At 76.5% G+C, this 18,418-nt stretch carries 19 protein-coding genes; 8 read left to right on the plus strand and 11 right to left on the minus strand.

Going from position 1 to position 18,418, the window contains the following annotated elements; translation table 11 throughout:
• Position 1: 1 nt before the first annotated feature.
• Positions 2-721 carry an LrgB family protein gene (locus EAH89_RS08970; protein ID WP_140882467.1) on the minus strand — a complete coding sequence of 240 codons (720 nt, stop codon included), beginning with the start codon at positions 719-721 and terminating at the stop codon, positions 2-4.
• The gene (locus EAH89_RS08975) at positions 718-1,089 is read right to left on the minus strand and encodes a CidA/LrgA family protein (protein WP_140882468.1); all 372 of its coding nucleotides are present in this window, start codon (positions 1,087-1,089) and stop codon (positions 718-720) included. The genes EAH89_RS08970 and EAH89_RS08975 overlap by 4 nt, the downstream gene beginning before the upstream one ends.
• Positions 1,090-1,223: 134 nt before the next feature.
• On the opposite strand from EAH89_RS08975, the gene pgi reads away from it, so the two are divergent.
• Positions 1,224-2,831, plus strand: coding sequence for a glucose-6-phosphate isomerase (pgi, locus tag EAH89_RS08980; RefSeq protein WP_140882469.1), 1,608 nt, complete (start codon positions 1,224-1,226; stop codon positions 2,829-2,831).
• A 16-nt stretch (positions 2,832-2,847) separates the two neighbouring features.
• On the opposite strand, the gene EAH89_RS08985 is transcribed toward pgi, so the two are convergent.
• Positions 2,848-4,905: a TonB-dependent receptor family protein gene (locus EAH89_RS08985; protein WP_140882470.1), complete on the minus strand. Its 2,058-nt coding sequence runs from the start codon at positions 4,903-4,905 to the stop codon at positions 2,848-2,850.
• 60 nt (positions 4,906-4,965) lie between these two features.
• The gene (locus tag EAH89_RS08990) at positions 4,966-5,382 is read right to left on the minus strand and encodes a DUF2946 family protein (RefSeq protein WP_140882471.1); all 417 of its coding nucleotides are present in this window, start codon (positions 5,380-5,382) and stop codon (positions 4,966-4,968) included.
• A 74-nt stretch (positions 5,383-5,456) separates the two neighbouring features.
• Between EAH89_RS08990 and mutL the strand changes: the two genes are divergently transcribed.
• The 3 genes from mutL to EAH89_RS09005 all read left to right on the plus strand — a co-directional run bounded on the left by mutL (position 5,457) and on the right by EAH89_RS09005 (position 9,077).
• Positions 5,457-7,361: a DNA mismatch repair endonuclease MutL gene (mutL, locus tag EAH89_RS08995; protein ID WP_140882472.1), complete on the plus strand. Its 1,905-nt coding sequence runs from the start codon at positions 5,457-5,459 to the stop codon at positions 7,359-7,361.
• Positions 7,362-7,428: 67 nt separating this feature from the next.
• Positions 7,429-8,121, plus strand: a complete 693-nt coding sequence (locus EAH89_RS09000; protein ID WP_140882473.1) for a hypothetical protein — start codon at positions 7,429-7,431, stop codon at positions 8,119-8,121.
• Between the two features lie 83 nt (positions 8,122-8,204).
• On the plus strand, positions 8,205-9,077 hold the full coding sequence (locus EAH89_RS09005) for a potassium channel family protein (RefSeq protein WP_194152313.1): 873 nt from the start codon (positions 8,205-8,207) through the stop codon (positions 9,075-9,077).
• Positions 9,078-9,099: 22 nt separating this feature from the next.
• Here the strand turns inward: EAH89_RS09005 and EAH89_RS09010 are convergent, their stop codons facing one another.
• The 5 genes from EAH89_RS09010 to EAH89_RS09030 all read right to left on the minus strand — a co-directional run bounded on the left by EAH89_RS09010 (position 9,100) and on the right by EAH89_RS09030 (position 14,356).
• Positions 9,100-10,257 carry a DUF4336 domain-containing protein gene (locus tag EAH89_RS09010; RefSeq protein ID WP_206667487.1) on the minus strand — a complete coding sequence of 386 codons (1,158 nt, stop codon included), beginning with the start codon at positions 10,255-10,257 and terminating at the stop codon, positions 9,100-9,102.
• A 144-nt stretch (positions 10,258-10,401) separates the two neighbouring features.
• A complete protein-coding gene (locus tag EAH89_RS09015; RefSeq protein WP_140882474.1) occupies positions 10,402-10,641 on the minus strand; it encodes a hypothetical protein in 240 nt (79 codons plus the stop codon).
• A 128-nt stretch (positions 10,642-10,769) separates the two neighbouring features.
• Positions 10,770-11,216 (minus strand): DNA polymerase III subunit chi, encoded by a 447-nt coding sequence (locus EAH89_RS09020; protein ID WP_140882475.1) that lies wholly within the window; start codon positions 11,214-11,216, stop codon positions 10,770-10,772.
• Entirely contained in the window at positions 11,213-12,688 is a 1,476-nt protein-coding gene (locus tag EAH89_RS09025) for a M17 family metallopeptidase (RefSeq protein WP_140882476.1), read from the minus strand. The genes EAH89_RS09020 and EAH89_RS09025 overlap by 4 nt, the downstream gene beginning before the upstream one ends.
• A gap of 9 nt (positions 12,689-12,697) precedes the next feature.
• Positions 12,698-14,356, minus strand: a complete 1,659-nt coding sequence (locus EAH89_RS09030) for a leucyl aminopeptidase (protein ID WP_140882477.1) — start codon at positions 14,354-14,356, stop codon at positions 12,698-12,700.
• 47 nt (positions 14,357-14,403) lie between these two features.
• Here EAH89_RS09030 and EAH89_RS09035 point away from each other — a divergent pair, with 47 nt between their 5' ends.
• Positions 14,404-15,216: a helix-turn-helix transcriptional regulator gene (locus EAH89_RS09035; RefSeq protein WP_241666923.1), complete on the plus strand. Its 813-nt coding sequence runs from the start codon at positions 14,404-14,406 to the stop codon at positions 15,214-15,216.
• A gap of 53 nt (positions 15,217-15,269) precedes the next feature.
• Positions 15,270-15,641 (plus strand): VOC family protein, encoded by a 372-nt coding sequence (locus EAH89_RS09040; protein WP_140882478.1) that lies wholly within the window; start codon positions 15,270-15,272, stop codon positions 15,639-15,641.
• Positions 15,642-15,684: 43 nt separating this feature from the next.
• On the opposite strand, the gene EAH89_RS09045 is transcribed toward EAH89_RS09040, so the two are convergent.
• On the minus strand, positions 15,685-15,915 hold the full coding sequence (locus EAH89_RS09045) for a hypothetical protein (RefSeq protein ID WP_140882479.1): 231 nt from the start codon (positions 15,913-15,915) through the stop codon (positions 15,685-15,687).
• A 159-nt stretch (positions 15,916-16,074) separates the two neighbouring features.
• Positions 16,075-16,545 (minus strand): cupin domain-containing protein, encoded by a 471-nt coding sequence (locus tag EAH89_RS09050; RefSeq protein WP_140882480.1) that lies wholly within the window; start codon positions 16,543-16,545, stop codon positions 16,075-16,077.
• A gap of 132 nt (positions 16,546-16,677) precedes the next feature.
• On the opposite strand from EAH89_RS09050, the gene cysQ reads away from it, so the two are divergent.
• Both cysQ and EAH89_RS09060 read left to right on the plus strand, forming a co-directional pair.
• Complete coding sequence (gene cysQ, locus EAH89_RS09055; protein WP_140882481.1) at positions 16,678-17,448, plus strand: 3'(2'),5'-bisphosphate nucleotidase CysQ; 771 nt, start codon at positions 16,678-16,680, stop codon at positions 17,446-17,448.
• Positions 17,445-18,416 carry an L-threonylcarbamoyladenylate synthase gene (locus tag EAH89_RS09060; RefSeq protein WP_140882482.1) on the plus strand — a complete coding sequence of 324 codons (972 nt, stop codon included), beginning with the start codon at positions 17,445-17,447 and terminating at the stop codon, positions 18,414-18,416. The genes cysQ and EAH89_RS09060 overlap by 4 nt, the downstream gene beginning before the upstream one ends.
• Positions 18,417-18,418: the final 2 nt, after the last annotated feature.

An 18,418-nucleotide genomic window follows, 5' to 3' on the forward strand; every position in this document is an offset into this window, starting at 1 on the left:
CCTAGAGCAGCGCCCGCAGCACGATGGGCGCGAGGATCGCGCTGAACAGCGCGTTCAGCGCCAGCGCGATCCCCGCGAAGGTCCCGGCCACGGGGTTCACGTGGAAGGCGCGCGCCGTGCCGATGCCGTGCGCCGCCAGCCCCGCCGCGAAGCCCCGCGCCCGCATGTCCCGCAGCCCCAGCGCGTTCATCAGCGGCGTCACCGTCACCGCCCCGATCGCCCCGGTCAGCAGCACCAGCACGGCGGCCAGCGCGGGGTCGCCGCCCAGCCCCTCGGCGATGCCCATGGCCACCCCCGCCGTCACCGACTTCGGGGCCAGCGCCGCCAGCACCGGCCCCGGGATGCCGAAGGCGCGGGCGATGAGAAGCGCCGAGAGCATCGCCGCCATCGCCCCCACCACCAGCGCCGCCGCCATCGGCACGATGGCCCGCCACACCGTCCGCCGGCTGCGGTAGAGCGGCAGGGCGAGGGCCACCGTCGCCGGGCCGATCAGGAAGTGGACGAACTGCGCCCCCTCGAAATAGGTGCGGTAGGGCGTGCCGGTCACCGCCAGCAGCCCGGCGGCGAGCGCCACCGCCATCAGCACCGTGTTGGCCAGCGGGTGCCGCCCGAGCGCCGCCGAGATCCGGTCCGCGGTCAGGTAGGCGAGCAGCGTCACCGTCAGCCAGAGGAGCGGCGTGCGGGAGAGATAGACCCAGAGGCCGAAATCCGCGTCGCTCACGCCTCGGCCTCCTGGTGCAGCAGGCGCGCGACCGCGGCGAAGGTCAGCGCCGTCGCCACCAGCCCGATCAGCGTGGAGGCCACCAGCGCCACCGCCAGCCCCACCCCGTTGGCCTGCAGCACGTCCAGCCGCCCCACCACGCCCACCCCGGCCGGGATGAACAGCAGCGAGAGGTTCCCGAGCAGCCCGTCCGCCGCCGGCGCCAGGAAGGCGTCCCCCACCGGCCGCGGCGAGGCGTCGTTGAGGAGGAGGAGGGCGAGGAGAAGGATCATCCCGAGCACCGGCCCCGGCAGGGGCAGCCCCGTCGCGTGCGCGACCGCCTCCCCGGCAAGCTGGCAGAGAAGGATGAGGGCGGCGCCGGGGATCATGCGCCCAGGCTAGCCAGGATCGTGCCGCCCCGGCGACCCTCCCCGACCCCACGAGCGGGTGATCCGCCCCGGGCTATCTCCCCCACCCGCCCACCCCTACCCTCGCGCCGGTGAATCGGGGGAGCGACGGCCGCATGGCGGGGATGGCGGAGGCGGCCTGGGGCCGGGTGATGGAGTTGGCGCGCGCGCCCGGCGCGGCCGCGATCCGCCCGCTGATGGAGGACCCCTCCCGCGCCGCGCGCTTCACCCACCGCGCCGGCGACCTCCTCGCGGACCTCTCCAAGACCTCCGTCTCCGACGAGGCCCGCGCGGCGCTGCTCGACCTCGCCCGCGCCCGCGGCGTGCTCGCCGCCCGCGACGCCATGGCGGCCGGCGAGGCGATCAACGCCACCGAGGGCCGCGCCGTGCTGCACCTGGCGCTCCGCGGCCCCCGCGGCGCCTTCCGGGCCGGCGGGGAGGACGCCTCCGCCGCGGTCCACGACACGCTCGACGCCATGCGCGCCTTCTGCGGGCGCATCCACGCCGGGGGCCGCTTCACCGACGTGCTGAGCATCGGCATCGGCGGCTCGGACCTCGGCCCGCAGATGGCGCTGCGCGCCCTCTGGCGCCATGGCATGCCGATGCGCGCGCACTTCCTCTCCAACGTGGACGGCCATGCCTGGGAGGCGCTGCGCCACGGGCTGGACCCCGCGCGCACCCTCGTCCTCGTCGCCAGCAAGACCTTCACCACCGCCGAGACGATGGCCAACGCCCACCTCGTCCGCGACTGGCTGCGCGCGGCGCGCGGGACGGCAGGCGACGCCCAGCTCGTCGCCCTCTCCACCAACCTGGCCGCCACCCGCGAATTCGGCGTGCCCGAGGCCCAGGTCTTCGGCTTCCGCGACTGGGTGGGCGGGCGCTTCTCGATGTGGTCGGCCATCGGCCTCTCCATCGCGCTGGCCTGCGGCTGGGAGGTCTTCGCGAACCTCCTCGCCGGCGCCCGGCGCATGGACGAGCATTTCCTCGCCGCGCCCGAGGCGGAGAACCTGCCCCTGCTGATGGCGCTGACCGAGCTCTGGCACGTCGACGGCCTCGGCCTGCCCAGCCGCGCCGTGCTGCCCTACGACGAGCGCCTCGCCCGCTTCCCCGCCCATCTCCAGCAGGTGGAGATGGAGTCCCTCGGCAAGCGCGTGACGATGGAGGGCGCGCCCGTGCCCCGCGCCACCGGCCCCGTGGTCTTCGGCGAGCCGGGCACCAACGCGCAGCACTCCTTCATGCAGCTCCTCCACCAGGGAACCACCCCGGTGCCGGCCGACATCGTCCTCGTCGCGAACCCTGACCACGGCTTCGAGGAAAACCACCGCCAGCTCCTCGCCAACGGCCTCGCCCAGGCCGAGGCGCTGCTGCGCGGCCGGGGCGAAGGGGAGGTGCGCGCCGAGATGGAGGCCAAGGGCATGGCGCCCGCGGCGGTCGAGGCCCTGCTGCCCCACCGCCTCTTCCCCGGGGACCGGCCGAGCACCACCCTCGTCCTGCCGCGCCTCGACGCGAACACCCTCGGCCAGCTCGTCGCCCTCTACGAGCACAAGGTCTTCTTCCTCGGCGCCCTCTGGGGGATCAACGCCTTCGACCAGTGGGGGGTGGAGTTGGGCAAGCAGCTCGCGGGCGCCCTCCTGCCCGAGCTCGCGCCCGGCGCGGCGGCGGGGGCGCACGACCCCTCCACCGCCGCCCTCATCCGCGAGCTGCACCGCCTGCAAGCGGGCTGAGCCCCAGGGCCGAGCCCTAGAAGCGGAAGCCCACCCCGCCGTAGACGCTGCGCCCGAAGCCCGGCTCGTAAAGCGCCGAGGCGGCGGTCGCGGCCGGGGCGACCGAGGCGCTGGCGATGTACCGTCGGTCCGTCAGGTTCCGCCCCTCCGCGAAGACCGACAGGCCGTTCTCGAAGTCCCAGGCGGCGCGCAGGCCGAGCAGCGCGTAGCCGCCCGTCCGCTGCGTGTTCGCGTTGTCCGCGAAGAACCCGACCGGCACCCACTCCACCGTCGGCGCGACCGTCGCGCCCGCCGGGTGGCGGTAGCGCAACTCGGCCCGCAGCAGGTGCCGCGGCGCGCCCGGAAGCTGGTTGCCGCCGTAGCGCGCGTCCCCGTCGAAGCGGAAGTCGTTGAAGCTGTAGGCCCCGCGGAGCGCCACCGCGTCGCCAGGGACGAGGTCGCGCAGCACCGTCCAGGCGAGCGCCGCCTCCACCCCCTGGTGGATCGTCCGCCCGGCGTTCAGCGCGAAGCTCGCGCCGGTGCCCGTGGGGTCGAAGAGCTGGATCTCGTCGCGCAGCGCCGCGCGATAGGCCGCGACCTCCCAATCGAGCCCCCCCTCGCGCCCGCGCGTGCCGATCTCGACCGTCCGCGACCGCTGCGCCCGCAGCGCCGAGAAGCCCCGCGCGGCGAGCGGCGTCAGGTCGCTGATCGTCGGCGGCTCCGTCGCCCAGGAGAGATTGGCGAAGGCCTGCGCGCCCGGCGTCACGTCCCACGTCACGCCGAGCAGGGGGTTGGCGTAGCGGTAGCTCGCCGAGCCCGACTGCGCCCCATCCGCGAGGAATCGGTCGCGGCTGGCCCGGTAGGCGTCGCCCAGCTGCACCCCCGCGACCAGCGCGAGCGAGGGCAGGACGTAGAGCGTGTCCTGCAGCGTCGCCGTGCTCGTCCGCGCGCGGTCGCTGCTCGAGGCCGTCGGCCGCCCCGGCCGCCCGCCGAGGTTGAGGAAGCGCTGGCTGTCCGTCGCCCCCAGCCCGGCCGTGCCGGCGAGGACGAGCCGGTTCCGCAGCCCCGCCACCTCGCCCTCCAGCGTGAGGCGGAGGGAGCCGTTCACGTCGTCGCTGCGCTGGTCGATGTACTGGAAGATCGGGTGGTCCACCTCCCGGTGCACGAAGGAGGCCCCGGCCTCCAGCACCGCCCCCGGCCCGATCCGCCAGGTGGTGCGGCTGCCCAGCCGGTTGCTCTCGATGTTGCGCTGGTAGTCGCCGAGGAGATTGGCCGCCGCCGCGGCGCGGGGATCGAGGAGCGCCCGCGCCCGGGTCAGCGCGCCCGGGATGCGCTGCTCGATATTGTTGTACCCGTAGTAGAGCCGCGTCTCGACGCCCTCCGCCGGCTGCCAGCCGATATTCCCGTTGAAGCGCCGGCTCTCACCCCCGCTGTGCCGCCGGAAGCCGTCCTGGCTCAGCGCCGAGAGGCTTCCCCAGGCGTCGACGCCGCCCGCCGCCACGCCATAGGCCGCCTGTGCGCGCCGGTAGCCGTAGGACCCGGCCTCGCCGCGCAGCAGGGCGCCCGGGTCGCTCCGCCCGGTCGGCGTCACGAAATTCAGCACGCCCCCCAGCGTCGCGGCCCCGAGGCCGAAGGCGTTGGCGCCGCGCAGCACCTCGACATGCCCGAAGGTGAGGGGGTCCAGCTCCTGGAAGTCGCCCGCGCCGTCCGCCTGGTTCAGCGGGATGCCGTCCTGGGTGAGCTGCACGCCCCGCAGATGCGCGTTCCGCGCGAGGCCGGAGCCGCGGATCGAGAGCCGCGTGTCCTCGCCCCATTTCGGCTGGGCGAAGACGCCGGGCGCGTACTCGAGCACGTCGCGCAGCGTGGTGACGCCGGCGCGGAGCCGGATCTCCTCCGCCGGCACCACCGTGACGTTCCCCGGCACCTCCCGCAGCCGGAGCGCCGCCGCGGCGGCGTCGGGGGCGGTGAGGGAGGGGCGCGGCCGGGCGACGGTCACCTCGGGCACCTCCAGCGGCGCCTCCGGCGCAGGCTGGGCAAGGAGCGGAAAGGGCAAGCAGGCGGCCGCGAGCAGCGCGGCGCGGGGAGAGGGGCGCATGGAGATCTTCCTGACGGCGTGGGAAAGCCGGCCCCCGGGCGGGAGCCGGCCGGAACGCGGTCAGGCGGCGGGCGGGGCTCTCGGCTGCTGGGGTGGCGCGCGGGCGGGCAGGGGCGGCAGCCCGGCGCGCCCCCGGGGAGGCGCCGCCGCCGCGGGCGCGACGCGCAGGGCCGGCGCCCGCGGCGCCTCGGCCGCGATCGCCGCCGGCCCCTGGCAGAGGTCGCAGCAGGCGGCGGCGTGGCCGGGCTCGACCGGCCGCCCCTCCTCGTCCAGCAGGACGGTCCGCGCGCCGTCCGGGCTGCACAGCTCCACCGCCACGGCGCGGCCGAGCATCCCGAGCGCGCGCGCCTGCGGCAGCACCGCCGCCGCCCATTGCAGGAGCAGCAGCCCGGCGAGCAGGCGCGCGAGGGTGCGGCGGGAGGGTCGCATCGCGGCCCCGATAGCCGAGCGCGCCGCACCTGGCGAGGCGCCGCTCACGCTTTCCTAACCGGCCCGCGCCAATCCTCCGTCAATCCTTGCCCCGGCGCCACGGAAGCTCCATCCCTGGCATCGTGAGCCCCACCTCCCTCCTGGCAGCCGCCCCGGCCATTCGCCGCCTCCCCCCCACCACCGCCGACCGCATCGCCGCCGGCGAGGTGGTGGAGCGCCCCGCCGCCGCCGTGAAGGAGCTGGTGGAGAACGCGCTCGACGCCGGCGCGCGCCGCGTCCGCGTCACGCTCGAGGGCGGCGGCACCGACCGCATCCTCGTGGAGGACGACGGCGCGGGCATGCTCCCCGCCGACCTCGCCCTCTGCATCGAGCGCCACGCCACCTCCAAGCTGCCGGACGAGGCGACGCTGTTCCGCATCGCGACCCTCGGCTTCCGCGGCGAGGCGCTGCCCTCCATCGGCGCCGTCTCCCGCCTCGCCATCACCACCCGCCCGCGCGACGGCGAGGCCCACGCCATCGCGGTGGAGGCCGGGCGCGTCGGCGAGGTGACGCCCGCGGCCGCCCCGCCCGGCACGCGGGTGGAGGTGCGCGACCTCTTCTTCGCCACCCCCGCCCGCCGCAAGTTCCTGAAGACCCCCGGCACTGAGGCCGCCCACGCCGTCGAGGCCGTGCGCCGCCTCGCCTTCGCCTGGCCCGAGGTCGGCTTCCGCGTCACGGTCGACGGCCGCACCGCCCTCGACCTCCCCCCCGCCGACCGCGCGGCCCGCGCCGGCGCCCTGCTCGGCCGCGACTTCGCCGCCGCCGCCGTGCCGGTGGAGGGAAGCTGGCCGGACCTCCGGCTGGAGGGGCTGGCGGGCCTGCCCACCCACCACCGCGCGACGGCGGCCGAGCAGCACCTCGTCGTCAACCGCCGCCCCGTGCGCGACCCCCTGCTGCGCGCGGCCCTCCGCGTCGCCTACCGCGACGTCCTCGCCGTCGGCCGCCACCCCGTCGCCGCCCTCTTCCTCGAGATCCCGCCCGAGGCGGTGGACGTGAACGTCCACCCCATGAAGACCGAGCTCCGCTTCCGCGACGCCGCGGGGGTGCGGGGCGCGATGATCGCCTCCCTCCGCCGGGCGCTGGGCACCGGGGCGGGCGTGGGCATGGCGCGCACCGGCTGGGACGCCGCCCTCGGCGCCGCCCGCGGGGCGGAGGACGCCGCCGCGCCCGACCCCGCCTGGCCCAGCCTCGCCGGCCGGCCGCGGGAGGAAGCGTCGGGCACCGCCTGGTCCGAGGCCACGGAGGGCCCCGCCCGCGCCCCCGGCTTCGCCGAGCCCGCCGGCGCCGCCTTCGCCTTCGCGCCGCCCTTCCCCCCGCCGCCGGTGCAGGCGCGCTTCGCCCTGCCGCCCGGCGCCCTCTCCGTGCCCGCCGAGGCCCCGCCGCGCGACCCCGGCGCGGCCGAGGAAGGCCCCCTCGGCCGCCCGCTCGCGCAGCTCCTCGACACCTACGTCCTCGCCGAGGCCCCGGACGGCGCCCTCGTCCTCGTGGACCAGCACGCGGCGCACGAGCGGCTGACGCACGAGCGCCTCGCGGCCCAGCTCGTCGCGGGCGGCGTGCGCGCGCAGCCCCTGCTCCTGCCGGCGGTGGTGGACATGCCGGCCGCCGACGCGCTGCGGCTCGCCGGCCGGGCCGAGGACCTCGCCCGCCTCGGACTCGAGATCGAGCCCTTCGGCCCCGGCGCCATTCTCGTCCGCGCCCTGCCGGCCCTGCTCGGCACCCCCGAGCCCGGCCCGATCCTGGCCGACATCGCCGCGGAACTATCAGAATGGGAGGAGAGCACGGCGCTGGAGCGGCGGCTCGACGCCGCCGTCGCGCGCCTCGCCTGCCACGGCAGCGTGCGCGCCGGGCGCCGCCTGAACACCGCCGAGATGGCCGCACTCCTGCGCGAGATGGAGGCGACGCCCCGCGCCGCCACCTGCTCCCACGGCCGCCCCACCTTCCTCCGCCTCGGCGCCGGGGACCTCGCGCGGATGTTCGGCCGCACCTGAGCGCGGGCGCCGCACGGACAACCCGGGGCCGCCCCGCCGGTTAAGCCGGTCATGAGGGAAACGCCCGATGGCCGATGACGCCCGCCCGCGGGACGAGGGGCCGCGCGTCAGCGCGGAGGCGGTGAACAACGTCGTGCAGACCCTCGCCATCCTCGCGGCCGGGGCCTGGGGCGTCTACACCTTCGTCTACGAGGCCCGGATCGCCCCGGGCCTCGCGCCGCCGAGCGTCTCCGTCACGAGCGCGCTGGAGCGCGTCGGCCGCAAGGACGGCCTCGTCGCCATCCGCTCCACCGTCACGCGCCGCAACGTGGGTCAGGCGGAGGTGCGCGTCCTCGGCCTCACCTACAACGTCACGGGCGTGCGGGTGCGCTTCGGGGGGCCGGGCGCGCTCCCATCGGCGCTGCCGGCGGGCGAGCCCGTCGCCCAGGCGCGCGACTACGCGGAGGAGGGGGAGGAGGTCCTGCTCCGCCACGGCGTGCTCTTCGACGGCGCGACCGGCGACCCCTCCGGCCTCAACCCCGGCGAGGCCGTCTCGCGCGACCTCGTCTTCTACGCCGACCCCGCCCGCTACGACTCCATCCGCTTCCGCGTCGCCCTCACCTACGCGAAGATGTCCGACCCCGCCGTGCCGCTCGTCCTCGCGCTCCGCGACGAGCGCATCGCGGCGCTGCCCGGCCCGGGCTGCGCGGCGCCGGCCGCCCGCTGCGGCGCGCTGGCGACGACGGATTTCGGGACCGAGTTCTCCCTCTGGTCCCCATGACCCCGCTCCCGGGCCCCGCCCCGGTTGCGGTCGCCGCCGCCCCGGCCCCACTCTCCGCGCCCAAGCGGGAGGAAGCGGCGGCCATGCCGGTGCCAGGGGCGATCCGGACGGCGGGGGGCGACCGGCCCGCACCGGGCGGCGCGGCGGGGAAGGGGCCTTCGGCGCCCCCGCACCCCCTCGCCGGGCGCCTGCGCCGGCTGCGCGCGCGGCTGCGCAGCCTCTACGAGGATGACACCCCCGGGGCACGGCGCGCGCGGGACGTGCTGCTCGGGACGGACATCGCCATCCTCGTCTTCGTCATCGCCACCTCCTTCGCGCACGGCCAGGCTTGGCTGGAGGTGGTGGACGGCCTTCTCGGCGCGCTCCTCCTCGCCGAGCTCGCGGCGCGCCTTTTCGCCAGCCGCGCGCCGCGGCGCGACCTGCTCAACCCCTGGACCTGGGTGGACATGGTGGCGATCGCCTCCTTCCTCGCGCCCGTGACCGGCGAGGCCTTCGGCTTCCTGCGCGCGCTCCGCCTCCTGCGGGTGCTGCGGCTCTTCCGCGTGCTCGAGCGGCTGCGCGAGATCTGGCCGGTCTTCCGCCGCAACGAGGAGGCCGTCATGGCCGCGGCCAACCTCGCCGTCTTCATCTTCGTCATGACGGGGATGGTCTACGCGACGCAGCACCGCTCGAACCCGCACATCGCGAACTACGCAGACGCCCTCTACTTCACCATCACCTCGCTCACCACGACGGGCTTCGGCGACATCACCCTGCCGGGCACGACGGGGCGCATGCTCTCCGTCGTCATCATGCTCGCGGGCGTGACCCTCTTCCTGCGCCTCGCCCAGGCGCTGTTCCGCCCCTCCAAGGTGCGCCACGACTGCCCCTCCTGCGGGCTGATGCGGCACGAGCCGGACGCGGTGCACTGCAAGGCCTGCGGCGTCGTCCTCAACATCCCCGACGAAGGGCACTGACCCCCGGCGAGGCGCGCCCGCCTCAGTCCAGCAGCCAGCGGAGCGAGCGGCGCAGCCGCGCGGTGCCGTCGCGCTCGAACCAGCGGCCGTGGGCGAAGATCACCCGCACGGGCGCCAGCGCCACCAGCCGCGACGCCGCCCCCGCCGCCTCCCGCTCGCGCCAGCGGATGACGGCGCGCAGGTAAGGCGGCGGCATGCCGTCGGGCGCCAGGACGCCGAAGGCCCAGGTAACCGGCCGCAGCGGCAGCGGCACCTTCGGGGCCTCGAGGTTGATGACGAGGTCCGTCAGCACGAGGGTCTCGGAGGGGCGGTGGAACATCGCCATCTCGGTGAAGCCCGCCCCGCCCGGCACGGGCACGAGCTCGATCGCCTCCCCCCAGGCGGCGGGGGCGAGGGGGCCGAGGTCGTGGTCCAGCCGCAGCCCGCTGCGCCGCACCTGGCCGCGGCCGCGCAGCCCCGGCGCCGCCCAGGTCGTCGCCTCCGGGCAGGCGTCCTGCCAATCCTTCATGAAGGTCCAGTGCGCGAGGTTGGGCGCGACGAGGTGCCGCACCGGCCCGATCGCCTCCAGCGCCGTCTTCAGCGCGATGGAGAAGCGCGTCGGCGAGTGCAGCAGCAGCCCGCCGTCGGGCAGCCGGATCACCGTCATCCGCGTGCCGATCACCGCGCCGAGCGCGTTCTCAAGCGCGCTGTCCACGAGGAAGACGCCCTCCGCCACGGGCTTGGGCACGTCGAGCGGCGGGTAGGCGGCCCCATTATGGGAATGCGCGTGGGCGTGGCCCCGCGCCGCGCTCCCCGGACCGAGCAGCCGTCCCACCGGCCCCGATCCCTGGCCCGGTCCCTGGCGCGGCGAGGCGCTGCTGAGCGCCGTCACCACCAGCTCCGTGATCCCAATGCCGACGAGCAGCGCGCGCGTCGCGTCCGACTGCCGCGCCATGGCCAGCCCCGCCGCGACGAGCGCTGTCCCGCCGAGCGCGTCGAGGGCGAGGTGCTGGCGCATCGAGAGCGCCGGCGTCAGCCCGCCCTCGTAGTCCGTGAGCGCCGCGTAGCCCGCGTGGTAGGCGCCCGCCGCGCCCAGCAGGCGCGAGACCGGCGGCGGCAGCGCGCGGGAGGCGGCCAGGCCGCCGAGCAGCGCGGCCATGCCGTAGTCGATCAGCCCGTGCGCGCGGGTGGAGATGGTCATCGGCGGCATCCGGTCCGTGGGGGTCCCGATGAAACGGGACCACCCCCCAATGGATGCATTCCACAAGCGGGAACGGGCACGCCGAAGCCCGGGACGCCGCCTCGAAGCGGTGGCCCGGCGGAAGCTAGCGGCGCGGGAAGGGCGTCAGCCCTCCTCCTCGTCGTCCGAGCCGCGCAGGTCGCAGGCGATGACATAGGCCGGGGAACCGTCCTCAGCCTCCATCTCCTCGATCATGTCGATGCCGTAGATGTCGATGTCCCCGTCATCCTCCTCGCCGCCGAGCATGATGCCGAGCGCGATGGGGCGGGAGGCGTCGAGCTTCTGCAGCTCGGCGATCAGGGCGCCGACCGTCATGGTCTCGGTGGCCTGGGTATCGTCGGACATGGGGGTCGCTCCTGAAGGCAGCGCCGATGTGGCAGGCCGCGGGGGAGGGAGCAAGGGCGCGGGTCGTGACGGCTGCGCGATTGCGGCAGGCCGCGCGACCCTCCGCCGGCGGGCGCCGCGGCCCCTCCCTACTCGCGCTTCACCCAGCCCGACGGGCCCTGCTGCCAGTAGGTCAGGGCGTGGCCGGCCGCCTTGCCGCGCCGCCAGCGGTCGCGCGCGGCCTCAAGCGCCGCGGGGTCGTTCCCGTCGAAGAGATCGAAGACGCGGTCATAGGCCTCGGCCCGCGCCGTCTCCGCGCCATCGGCCAGGAAGAGGTGCCGGGCGCCGTTCGGGGCCTCGTCCTCGGTGGTCAGCCAGATCGGCTGCAGGTCGGCATCCCCCGTCGCCGGCGTGCCGTGGGGCAGCCAGTCCGGGTCGGGGGAGAGCCAGAGGGCCGCGTCCAGCGCCGCCAGCCGCTCGGGCCCGCCCACCCGCACCACGGCGCGCCCGCCGGTCGCCAGCACGCGGCCGAGCAGCCGCGGCAGCGCCACCTCCAGCGCCGTCCGGGTGAGGTGGTAGAAGCCGATCTCGCTCATGTCTCGAACCGGTCCGCCACCAGCCGGTCCAGCAGCCGCACGCCGAAGCCACTCGGCCCCGGGGGCAGGGGATAGGCGCCGCCCTCCACGCCCTCCTCCCGCAGGTCCATCCCGGCGATGTCGAGATGCGCCCAGGGAGTGTCGCCCCCTGCGAACTCCCGCAGGAAGGCCGCGGCCTGGCAGGCGTCGGGCAGGAACTTCCCGACCCAGCCCGGCCCCCCGCCGCCCACCGGCAGGCAGTGGCGAAGGTCGGCGATCGCGCTGTCGAGGTCGCTTCGGTGCTTCGCGCCGATCGGCATCGGCCAGAGCGGCTCGCCCACGGCGTCGCCCGCCGCCATCGCGGCGTCGCGCAGCCCGTCGTCGTTGCCGAAGAGCCCCGCGCGGTGATGGCCCAGCGCCGAGACGATGCTGCCCGTCAGCGTCGCGAGGTCGATGATCGCGGAGGGCCCCAGCCCGCGCGCGTGGTGCAGCGCGTCCGCCAGCACGAGCCGCCCCTCCGCGTCCGTGTCCACCACCTCCACCGTGCGACCCGAGGCGGTGCGCAGCACGTCACCCGGCCGGTAGCTCGCCGCCCCCGTCGCGTTCTCCGCGATGGCCAGCACCGCGACCGCCGGGGCGGGGCTGCGGCGGAGCGCGAGCGCCAGGATCGCCCCCGCGCAGGCGGCGGCCCCGGCCATGTCGCCCTTCATCGCCTCCATCCCCTTGGCGGGCTTGATGGAGATGCCCCCGGTGTCGAAGGTGATGCCCTTGCCGACGAAGGCGACGGGCGCGCCGCCCCCGCTCCCCGGCCAGCGCAGCACCACGAGGCGCGGCGGGCGGGCCGATCCCTGGCCCACCGCCAGCAGCGCGCCGTAGCCGTGCCGCTCCAGCCAGTCCTGCCCGTGCACCACAACCTCGACGCCGTGCTTGCGCAGCCCGAGCAGCCGCTCCGCGAAGCTCGTGGGGGTCAGCCGGTTCGCGGGCTCGGCCGCGAGGTCGCGGGCCAGGCCCACGCCGCGCAGCACCGCCTCCACCCGCGCGAGTTCCGGCGCCGCGGCCGCCGCGTCGTCGACCAGCAGGTCCAGCCGCCGCAGCGCGCGCCGCGGGCGCGTGGAGAGGTCCGGCAGCCGGTGCCCGCGCATCCCCGCGCCCATCGCGAGCTGCCCGATGGCAACGGGGTCCAGCCCGCGCGCGTCGATCACCGCACGCCGCACTGGCCGCGCCTCCCGGTCCTCGGGATCGCCCGACAGGGCCTCGACGGCGAGCGCCCCCGCCACCTCCATCCGCAGCGGCCGCGGCGCGCCCCCGCCGACCAGCCAGGCCGTCCGCCGCCCGAGCGCGCCGTCGAGGCGCAGCACCTCCCCCTCCGCCGCCCCGAAGCGGGCGACGGCGGCCAGCGGCGCGTAGGCGGCCGGCAGCGCCTCCTCCGGCAGGGCCGGGAAGGCGAGCGGGTGGCGCCCCCGCGGCAGCTCGGTGAGGCGGAGCCTCAGCACGCCCGCGCGCTAGCGCCGGGCGCGGCGGGTCGAGGGGCGCGGGGCCGGGGCGGGCGCCACCGGCTCCGGCGCCGCGATGGAGGCGTCCGAAGAGGCGCCCCCCTCCGCCAGCATCGCCGGGGACTCGCTGCCCACGCCGCTCACCGCCGCCTCCGGCTCCACGGCCGGCACCGCCACGGGGCTGCGGCCCTCGTGGTGCTCGGCGACGAGGCGGTCCAGCAGCCGCACGCCCCAGGCGGTCGCGCCCTTGGGCACGGTCGGCTGGTCCTTGGAGCCCCAGGCGACGCCGGCGATGTCGAGATGCGCCCAGGGGCAGCCGTCCACGAAGCGCTGGAGGAACTGCGCCGCCGTGATCGAGCCGCCCGCGCGCCCGCCGCCCACGTTCTTCATGTCGGCGATGTCGGACTTGATGGCGCGGTCATAGGCCTCGCCGAGCGGCATCCGCCAGGCGAGCTCGCCGACCGACTTCCCGGCGGCCTGCAGGCGCGCCGCCAGCCCGTCGTCGTTCGAGAAGAGCCCCGCGTGCTCGTTGCCCAGCGCCACGATGATGGCGCCGGTCAGCGTCGCCAGGTTCACCATGAAGGCGGGGTCGAAGCGCTTCTTGCAGTAGGAGAGCACGTCCGCCAGCACCAGCCGCCCCTCGGCGTCGGTGTTGATCACCTCGATCGTCTGCCCGGAATAGGAGGTGACGACGTCGCCCGGCCGCACCGCGGTGCCCGACGGCATGTTCTCGACGAGGCCCACCAGCCCGACCACGTCCACCTTCGCCTTGCGGCCGGCCAGCGCCATCATCAGCCCGGCCACCGTGCCAGCGCCGGCCATGTCCCACTTCATGTCCTCCATGCCGCCCGCGGGCTTGATGGAGATGCCGCCGGTGTCGAAGGTCACGCCCTTGCCGATGAAGGCGATCGGCTGGCTGTCCTTCTTCTTCGAATCCGTGCCGTTCCAGCGCATCACCACCATGCGCGGCGGCTGCGCCGAACCCTGGGAGACGCAGAGCATCGAGCCGAAGCCGAGCTTCTCGAGGTCCTTCTGCCCGAAGACCTCCACCTCCACGCCGAGCTTCTCGAGCTTGCGCAACCGGTCCGCGAACTCGGGCGGGTTGAGGATGTTGGCGGGCTCGCTCACCAGCTCGCGCGTGAGGAACACGCCGTCCGCGATGGCGCGGCGGCTCGCCCACTCGCCCTTCGCCGCCTGCGGGTCCTCGCAGAGCACCTTGATGCCGGTCAGCCGCGGCTTGTCCTCGGGCTTCTCCGTCGTGCGGTAGCGGTCGAAGCGCCAGGCGCGCAGCGCGGCGCCCAGCGCCAAGTCCGCCGGCGCCCCCGCCCAGCCGCCGATGGCCCGCGCGTCCACCGAGGCCACCGCCTCCTTGCCGAGCGCGGCGACGGCGTTCCCGCCCGCCGCCTCGGCCGCCGCCGCGTCCAGCGACTCGCGCTTGCCGAGGCCGACCAGCACGAGGCGCGAGAGCCCGCCGCCGGGCGCGTAGAGGGTCGTGGACTGGCCCTTGCGCCCCTTGAACTCCGCCGCCGCCACGCCGCGGGCCAGGCTGCCGCCCAGCAGCCGGTCCCACTCCCCCATCAGCGCGCCGCCGAGGTCCTCCTCGGCCAGCGGCAGGACGAGGGCGCCGCTCTCGGGCAGGGAGGCTTTGGCGAAGGCGATGTCGAGCATGGGGGTTCCCGGGTCTGTCGCCGCAGAGATAGCACCCGCCGGGCAATGTGCCACGCCGCCCCCCGGGCGCCCCCGCGCCGCGCCCTCTCTTTCATCGTTCCGTCACGGGGCCCGCTTGGCGCGGCCCGGGCTTCGCGCTAGCCGCGGGGGCGCCACCAGGGGAGACCCGCCTGTCCCGCTCCGCCCGCCTGCTCGACCTCCTCCAGGCGCTCCGCCGGCGCCGGCGGCCCGTCACCGCCGCCGTCCTGGCCGGGGAGCTCGGCGTCTCCCCGCGCACCCTCTACCGCGACGTCGCGACCCTCGTGGCCCAGGGCGCGCCGATCGAGGGGGAGGCGGGGATCGGCTACGTTCTGCGCCGCGGCTTCTTCCTGCCGCCCCTGGCCTTCACCGCGGACGAGGTGGACGCCCTCATCCTCGGCCTGCGCCTCGTCGCCCGCCGCGGCGACGCGGAGCTGGAGGCCGCGGCGCGCGACGCCCTCGCCAAGATCGAGGCGGTGCTGCCGCCCGAGGCGGCCGAGGCCGCCGAGGCGAGCGGCCTGCTCGCCGGTCCCGTCACGACCCCGGGCACCCCCACCCCCCACCTCGCCACCATCCGCCGCGCCCTCGCGGCCGAGGCGCGCCTCCGCCTGTGCTACCGCGACAAGGCCGGCGCGGCGACGGAGCGGGTCGTCTGGCCCGTCGCGGTCGGCTTCTTCGAGGCGACGGAGGTCCTCGTCGCCTGGTGCGAGACGCGCGGGGACTTCCGCCACTTCCGCCTCGACCGCATCGCCAGCGCCGAGCCCGCCGGCGGCCGCGCCCCGCGGCGGCGCCGCGTGCTGCTGGCGGACTGGCGGGCGTCGCAGCGGATCGAAGGCTCCTGACAGGAACTGACACGGGGAGGGGGCAGAAGGGCCGGGCCAACGGAGACACGCCGATGACCCACCCCACACCCGACCTCAGCCTCGTCCTCCTCCTCGTGGACAGCCCGGCCGCCAGCGCCGCCTTCTACGAGGGCCTGCTCGGCCGCGGCCCCGTCGAGGCCTCGCCCACCTTCGCGATGTTCACCATGCCCTCGGGCGCCGGGCTCGGCCTCTGGTCGCGCCACACGGTCACGCCCGCGCCCGGCGCCGCGCCAGGGGCGACCGAGCTCGCCTTCACCGTGCCGGACGTCGACGCCGTCCACGCCGACTGGTCGGCCCGCGGCCTGGCCATCGCCCAGCCGCCGGTCGACCTCGACTTCGGCCGAAGCTTCGTCGCCCTCGACCCCGACGGCCACCGCCTCCGCGTCTTCGCGCCGGCGCCCTGAGCGGGCCGCGGCCCCTCCCGCCGGGGGAGGGGCCCGCCGCGCCTCAGCGCCAGCCGCGCCCGTAGCCGTAGCCGCCATGGCCGTAGCCATAGCCGCCGTAGCCGTAGCCCCGGCCATAGACCGGCGCGGCGTAGGAGTAGGCGCGGTAGGACGGCGCGGCGTAGCCGTAGCCCCCGCCGTAGTAGGGCGCCGCCGGGTAGGCGACGCAGCCGGCCAGCGAGGCGCCGGCAACCACGAGGGTGAGCGCGCGCAGCAGGCGGGAACGGGTGGTCATGGGGGGCCTCCTCTCGGCAACGGCGGCGGGGGCCGCCCGCGTCTCCGATAGGGGGAGAACGCGCCGCGCCGCTGTCCGGATCGCGGCGGGATCGCGGCCCCGGCGTGGCAGGGGCCCCGCCCACGCAGGCGTGATGCGGAACGGGGCGTCGCCCGGGGCTCAGGGCACCGGGTGCACGTCGTCCGCCCGCTGCGGCGGCAGCTTGATCGCCATCGCCCGGAACCGCCCGGTCGTCGCGCGCGACCCCGCGTGCGCGGTGCGGCGGGGGATGATCACGAGGTCCCCGGGCTTCACCTGCACCTCCCGATCCCCGAGCCAGAAGGAGCCGGTGCCGTCGAGGATGAGCTGGATCTCGTCGGCGTCCGCGTGGAAGTGCTTCATCACGTTGCCGCTCTGCAGGGCGATCGTGCCGTGCTCGGAATCCACCAGCGTGCGGGAGCGGATGTCGGCGCCCGCCCGCATCGGCCCGATCTCGTCCTCCGTCATGGTCATGACGTTGACGATCCCCGGCGTCATGGCCGGGCGCGCGGCCGTGGTGGCTTGAGCCCAGGCATGCGGCACGGCGTCGGCCGCGAAGAGACCGGCGGCGAAGGCGAGGGCGAAGCCCCCGCAGGCGATGGGAAGGCGCAAGGTCGGTTCCTCCAGGTCTATTGCTTGGCCGGATCATGGGCCGCGCCCGCGCGCCGCGGCAACCGCCCCGTGCCTGCCGCCGCGGCAAGGCCGGGACTGCCCTCCACCCCCCGCCCGCGCTATGCCCACCCCATGACCGACGAAGACCTGCTCGCCCTGGCGGCCACGCTCGCCGAGCGCGCCGCCCACGCCATCAACGCCATCCGCGCCGCCGGCTTCGCGGTGGAGCGCAAGAGCGACGCCTCCCCGGTCACGGAGGCCGACCGCATCGCCGAGGCGCTGATCGTGGAAGGCCTGCGCGCCGCCACCCCGGACATCCCCGTGGTCGCGGAGGAGGAGGTGGAGGCCGGCATCCTCACCGCGCTGGCCCCCCGCACCTGGCTCGTGGACCCGCTCGACGGCACGCGGGAATTCGCGGCCGGGCACGACAGCTTCGCGGTGAACGTCGGGCTGGTGGTGGAGGGCCGCGCCCATCTCGGCGCCGTGGCCATCCCCGCGACCATGGAAATCTTCGGCGGCATCGCGCCGCGCGGCCTCGCCTGGAAGCGCGACGCGGCGGGCCAGCGCCCCATCCGCGCCCGCGCCATCCCGGCGGCCGGCGCGACGATCCTCGCCTCCCGCCACTACTCCGACGACCCCCGCCTGGACCGCTTCCTCGAGGGAAGGCGCGTCGCCGAGGTGATCAAGATCGGCTCCGCCGTGAAGTTCTGCCGCCTGGCCGAGGGCGCGGGCGACCTCTACCCCCGCTTCGGCCGCACCATGGAATGGGACACCGCCGCCCCCCAGGCCCTGCTGGAGGCCGCCGGCGGCCGCGTCGCCGGCTTCGACGGCGCGCCGCTCCGCTACGGCAAGCCCCGCTTCGAGAACGGCGCCTTCCTCGCCCAGGGGGCGGCGACGGCATGACGGAGCGCCTGGCCCCCGAGGCCCTCCCCCGCGCCGCCGCCCTGCTGCGGGACGGCGCGCTCGTCGCCTTCCCCACCGAGACCGTCTACGGCCTCGGCGCCGACGCGCGGAACGGCCGGGCGGTGGCCGCCATCTTCGAGGCCAAGGGCCGCCCCCACTTCAACCCGCTGATCCTCCACCTGCCCGAGGCCGCCGCCGCCTTCGCCGAGGTGGTGCCCGACGCCCGCGCCGAGGCCCTGGCCGCCCGCTTCTGGCCGGGCCCGCTCACCCTCGTCCTGCCCCGCCGCCGCACCAGCCGCGTGGACCTGCTGGCGGGCGCCGGGCTCGACACCCTGGCGGTGCGGGTGCCCGGCCACCCCCTGGCGCTGGCGCTGCTGCGGGCGGCCGGCGTGCCCGTCGCCGCCCCCTCCGCCAACCGCTCCGGCGGCGTCTCCCCCACCACGGCGGAGCACGTCCTAGACGGGCTCTCGGGCCGCATCGCCGCGGTGCTCGACGGCGGCCCCTGCGCGGTGGGGGTGGAGAGCACGGTGCTCGACCTCACCGGCCCCGGCGCCGTGCTGCTGCGCCCGGGCGGCGTTCCGGCGGCCGAGATCGAGGCGGTCATCGGCCCCGTCGGCCGCACCATCCCGATCGAGGCCGCGGAGGCGACGCGCACGCTGCGCTCGCCCGGCATGATGCTCTCCCACTACGCCCCCGCCCTGCCGGTGCGCCTCGGCGCCACCTCGCTCGGCCCCGCCGAGGCGCTGCTCGCCTTCGGCACGCCCATCCCCGGCGCGGCGCTCGCCTGGAACCTCTCCGAGTCCGGCGACCTCGCCGAGGCCGCCTCCCGCCTCTTCTCCGGCCTCCGCTGGCTCGACGCCGAGGGCGCGCGCCGCGGCGCCGCGGGCATCGCCGCCATGCCCGTGCCGGCGGAGGGCCTCGGCGAGGCGATCAACGACCGCCTCTCCCGCGCCGCCGCCCCGCGATAAGC

The organism is Muricoccus nepalensis (assembly GCF_006438825.1).
GTDB classification, from domain to species: domain Bacteria; phylum Pseudomonadota; class Alphaproteobacteria; order Acetobacterales; family Acetobacteraceae; genus Roseomonas; species Roseomonas nepalensis.

Bases quoted from the DNA above. Each gene is read 5' to 3' on its own strand.
- EAH89_RS08975 (WP_140882468.1), bottom strand. From the start codon at position 1,089: ATGATCCCCGGCGCCGCCCTCATCCTTCTCTGCCAGCTTGCCGGGGAG.
- pgi (WP_140882469.1), top strand. From the start codon at position 1,224: ATGGCGGGGATGGCGGAGGCGGCCTGGGGCCGGGTGATGGAGTTGGCG.
- EAH89_RS08985 (WP_140882470.1), bottom strand. From the start codon at position 4,905: ATGCGCCCCTCTCCCCGCGCCGCGCTGCTCGCGGCCGCCTGCTTGCCC.
- EAH89_RS09000 (WP_140882473.1), top strand. From the start codon at position 7,429: ATGGCCGATGACGCCCGCCCGCGGGACGAGGGGCCGCGCGTCAGCGCG.
- EAH89_RS09005 (WP_194152313.1), top strand. From the start codon at position 8,205: ATGCCGGTGCCAGGGGCGATCCGGACGGCGGGGGGCGACCGGCCCGCA.
- EAH89_RS09010 (WP_206667487.1), bottom strand. From the start codon at position 10,257: ATGACCATCTCCACCCGCGCGCACGGGCTGATCGACTACGGCATGGCC.
- EAH89_RS09015 (WP_140882474.1), bottom strand. From the start codon at position 10,641: ATGTCCGACGATACCCAGGCCACCGAGACCATGACGGTCGGCGCCCTG.
- EAH89_RS09020 (WP_140882475.1), bottom strand. From the start codon at position 11,216: ATGAGCGAGATCGGCTTCTACCACCTCACCCGGACGGCGCTGGAGGTG.
- EAH89_RS09030 (WP_140882477.1), bottom strand. From the start codon at position 14,356: ATGCTCGACATCGCCTTCGCCAAAGCCTCCCTGCCCGAGAGCGGCGCC.
- EAH89_RS09040 (WP_140882478.1), top strand. From the start codon at position 15,270: ATGACCCACCCCACACCCGACCTCAGCCTCGTCCTCCTCCTCGTGGAC.
- EAH89_RS09045 (WP_140882479.1), bottom strand. From the start codon at position 15,915: ATGACCACCCGTTCCCGCCTGCTGCGCGCGCTCACCCTCGTGGTTGCC.
- cysQ (WP_140882481.1), top strand. From the start codon at position 16,678: ATGACCGACGAAGACCTGCTCGCCCTGGCGGCCACGCTCGCCGAGCGC.
- EAH89_RS09060 (WP_140882482.1), top strand. From the start codon at position 17,445: ATGACGGAGCGCCTGGCCCCCGAGGCCCTCCCCCGCGCCGCCGCCCTG.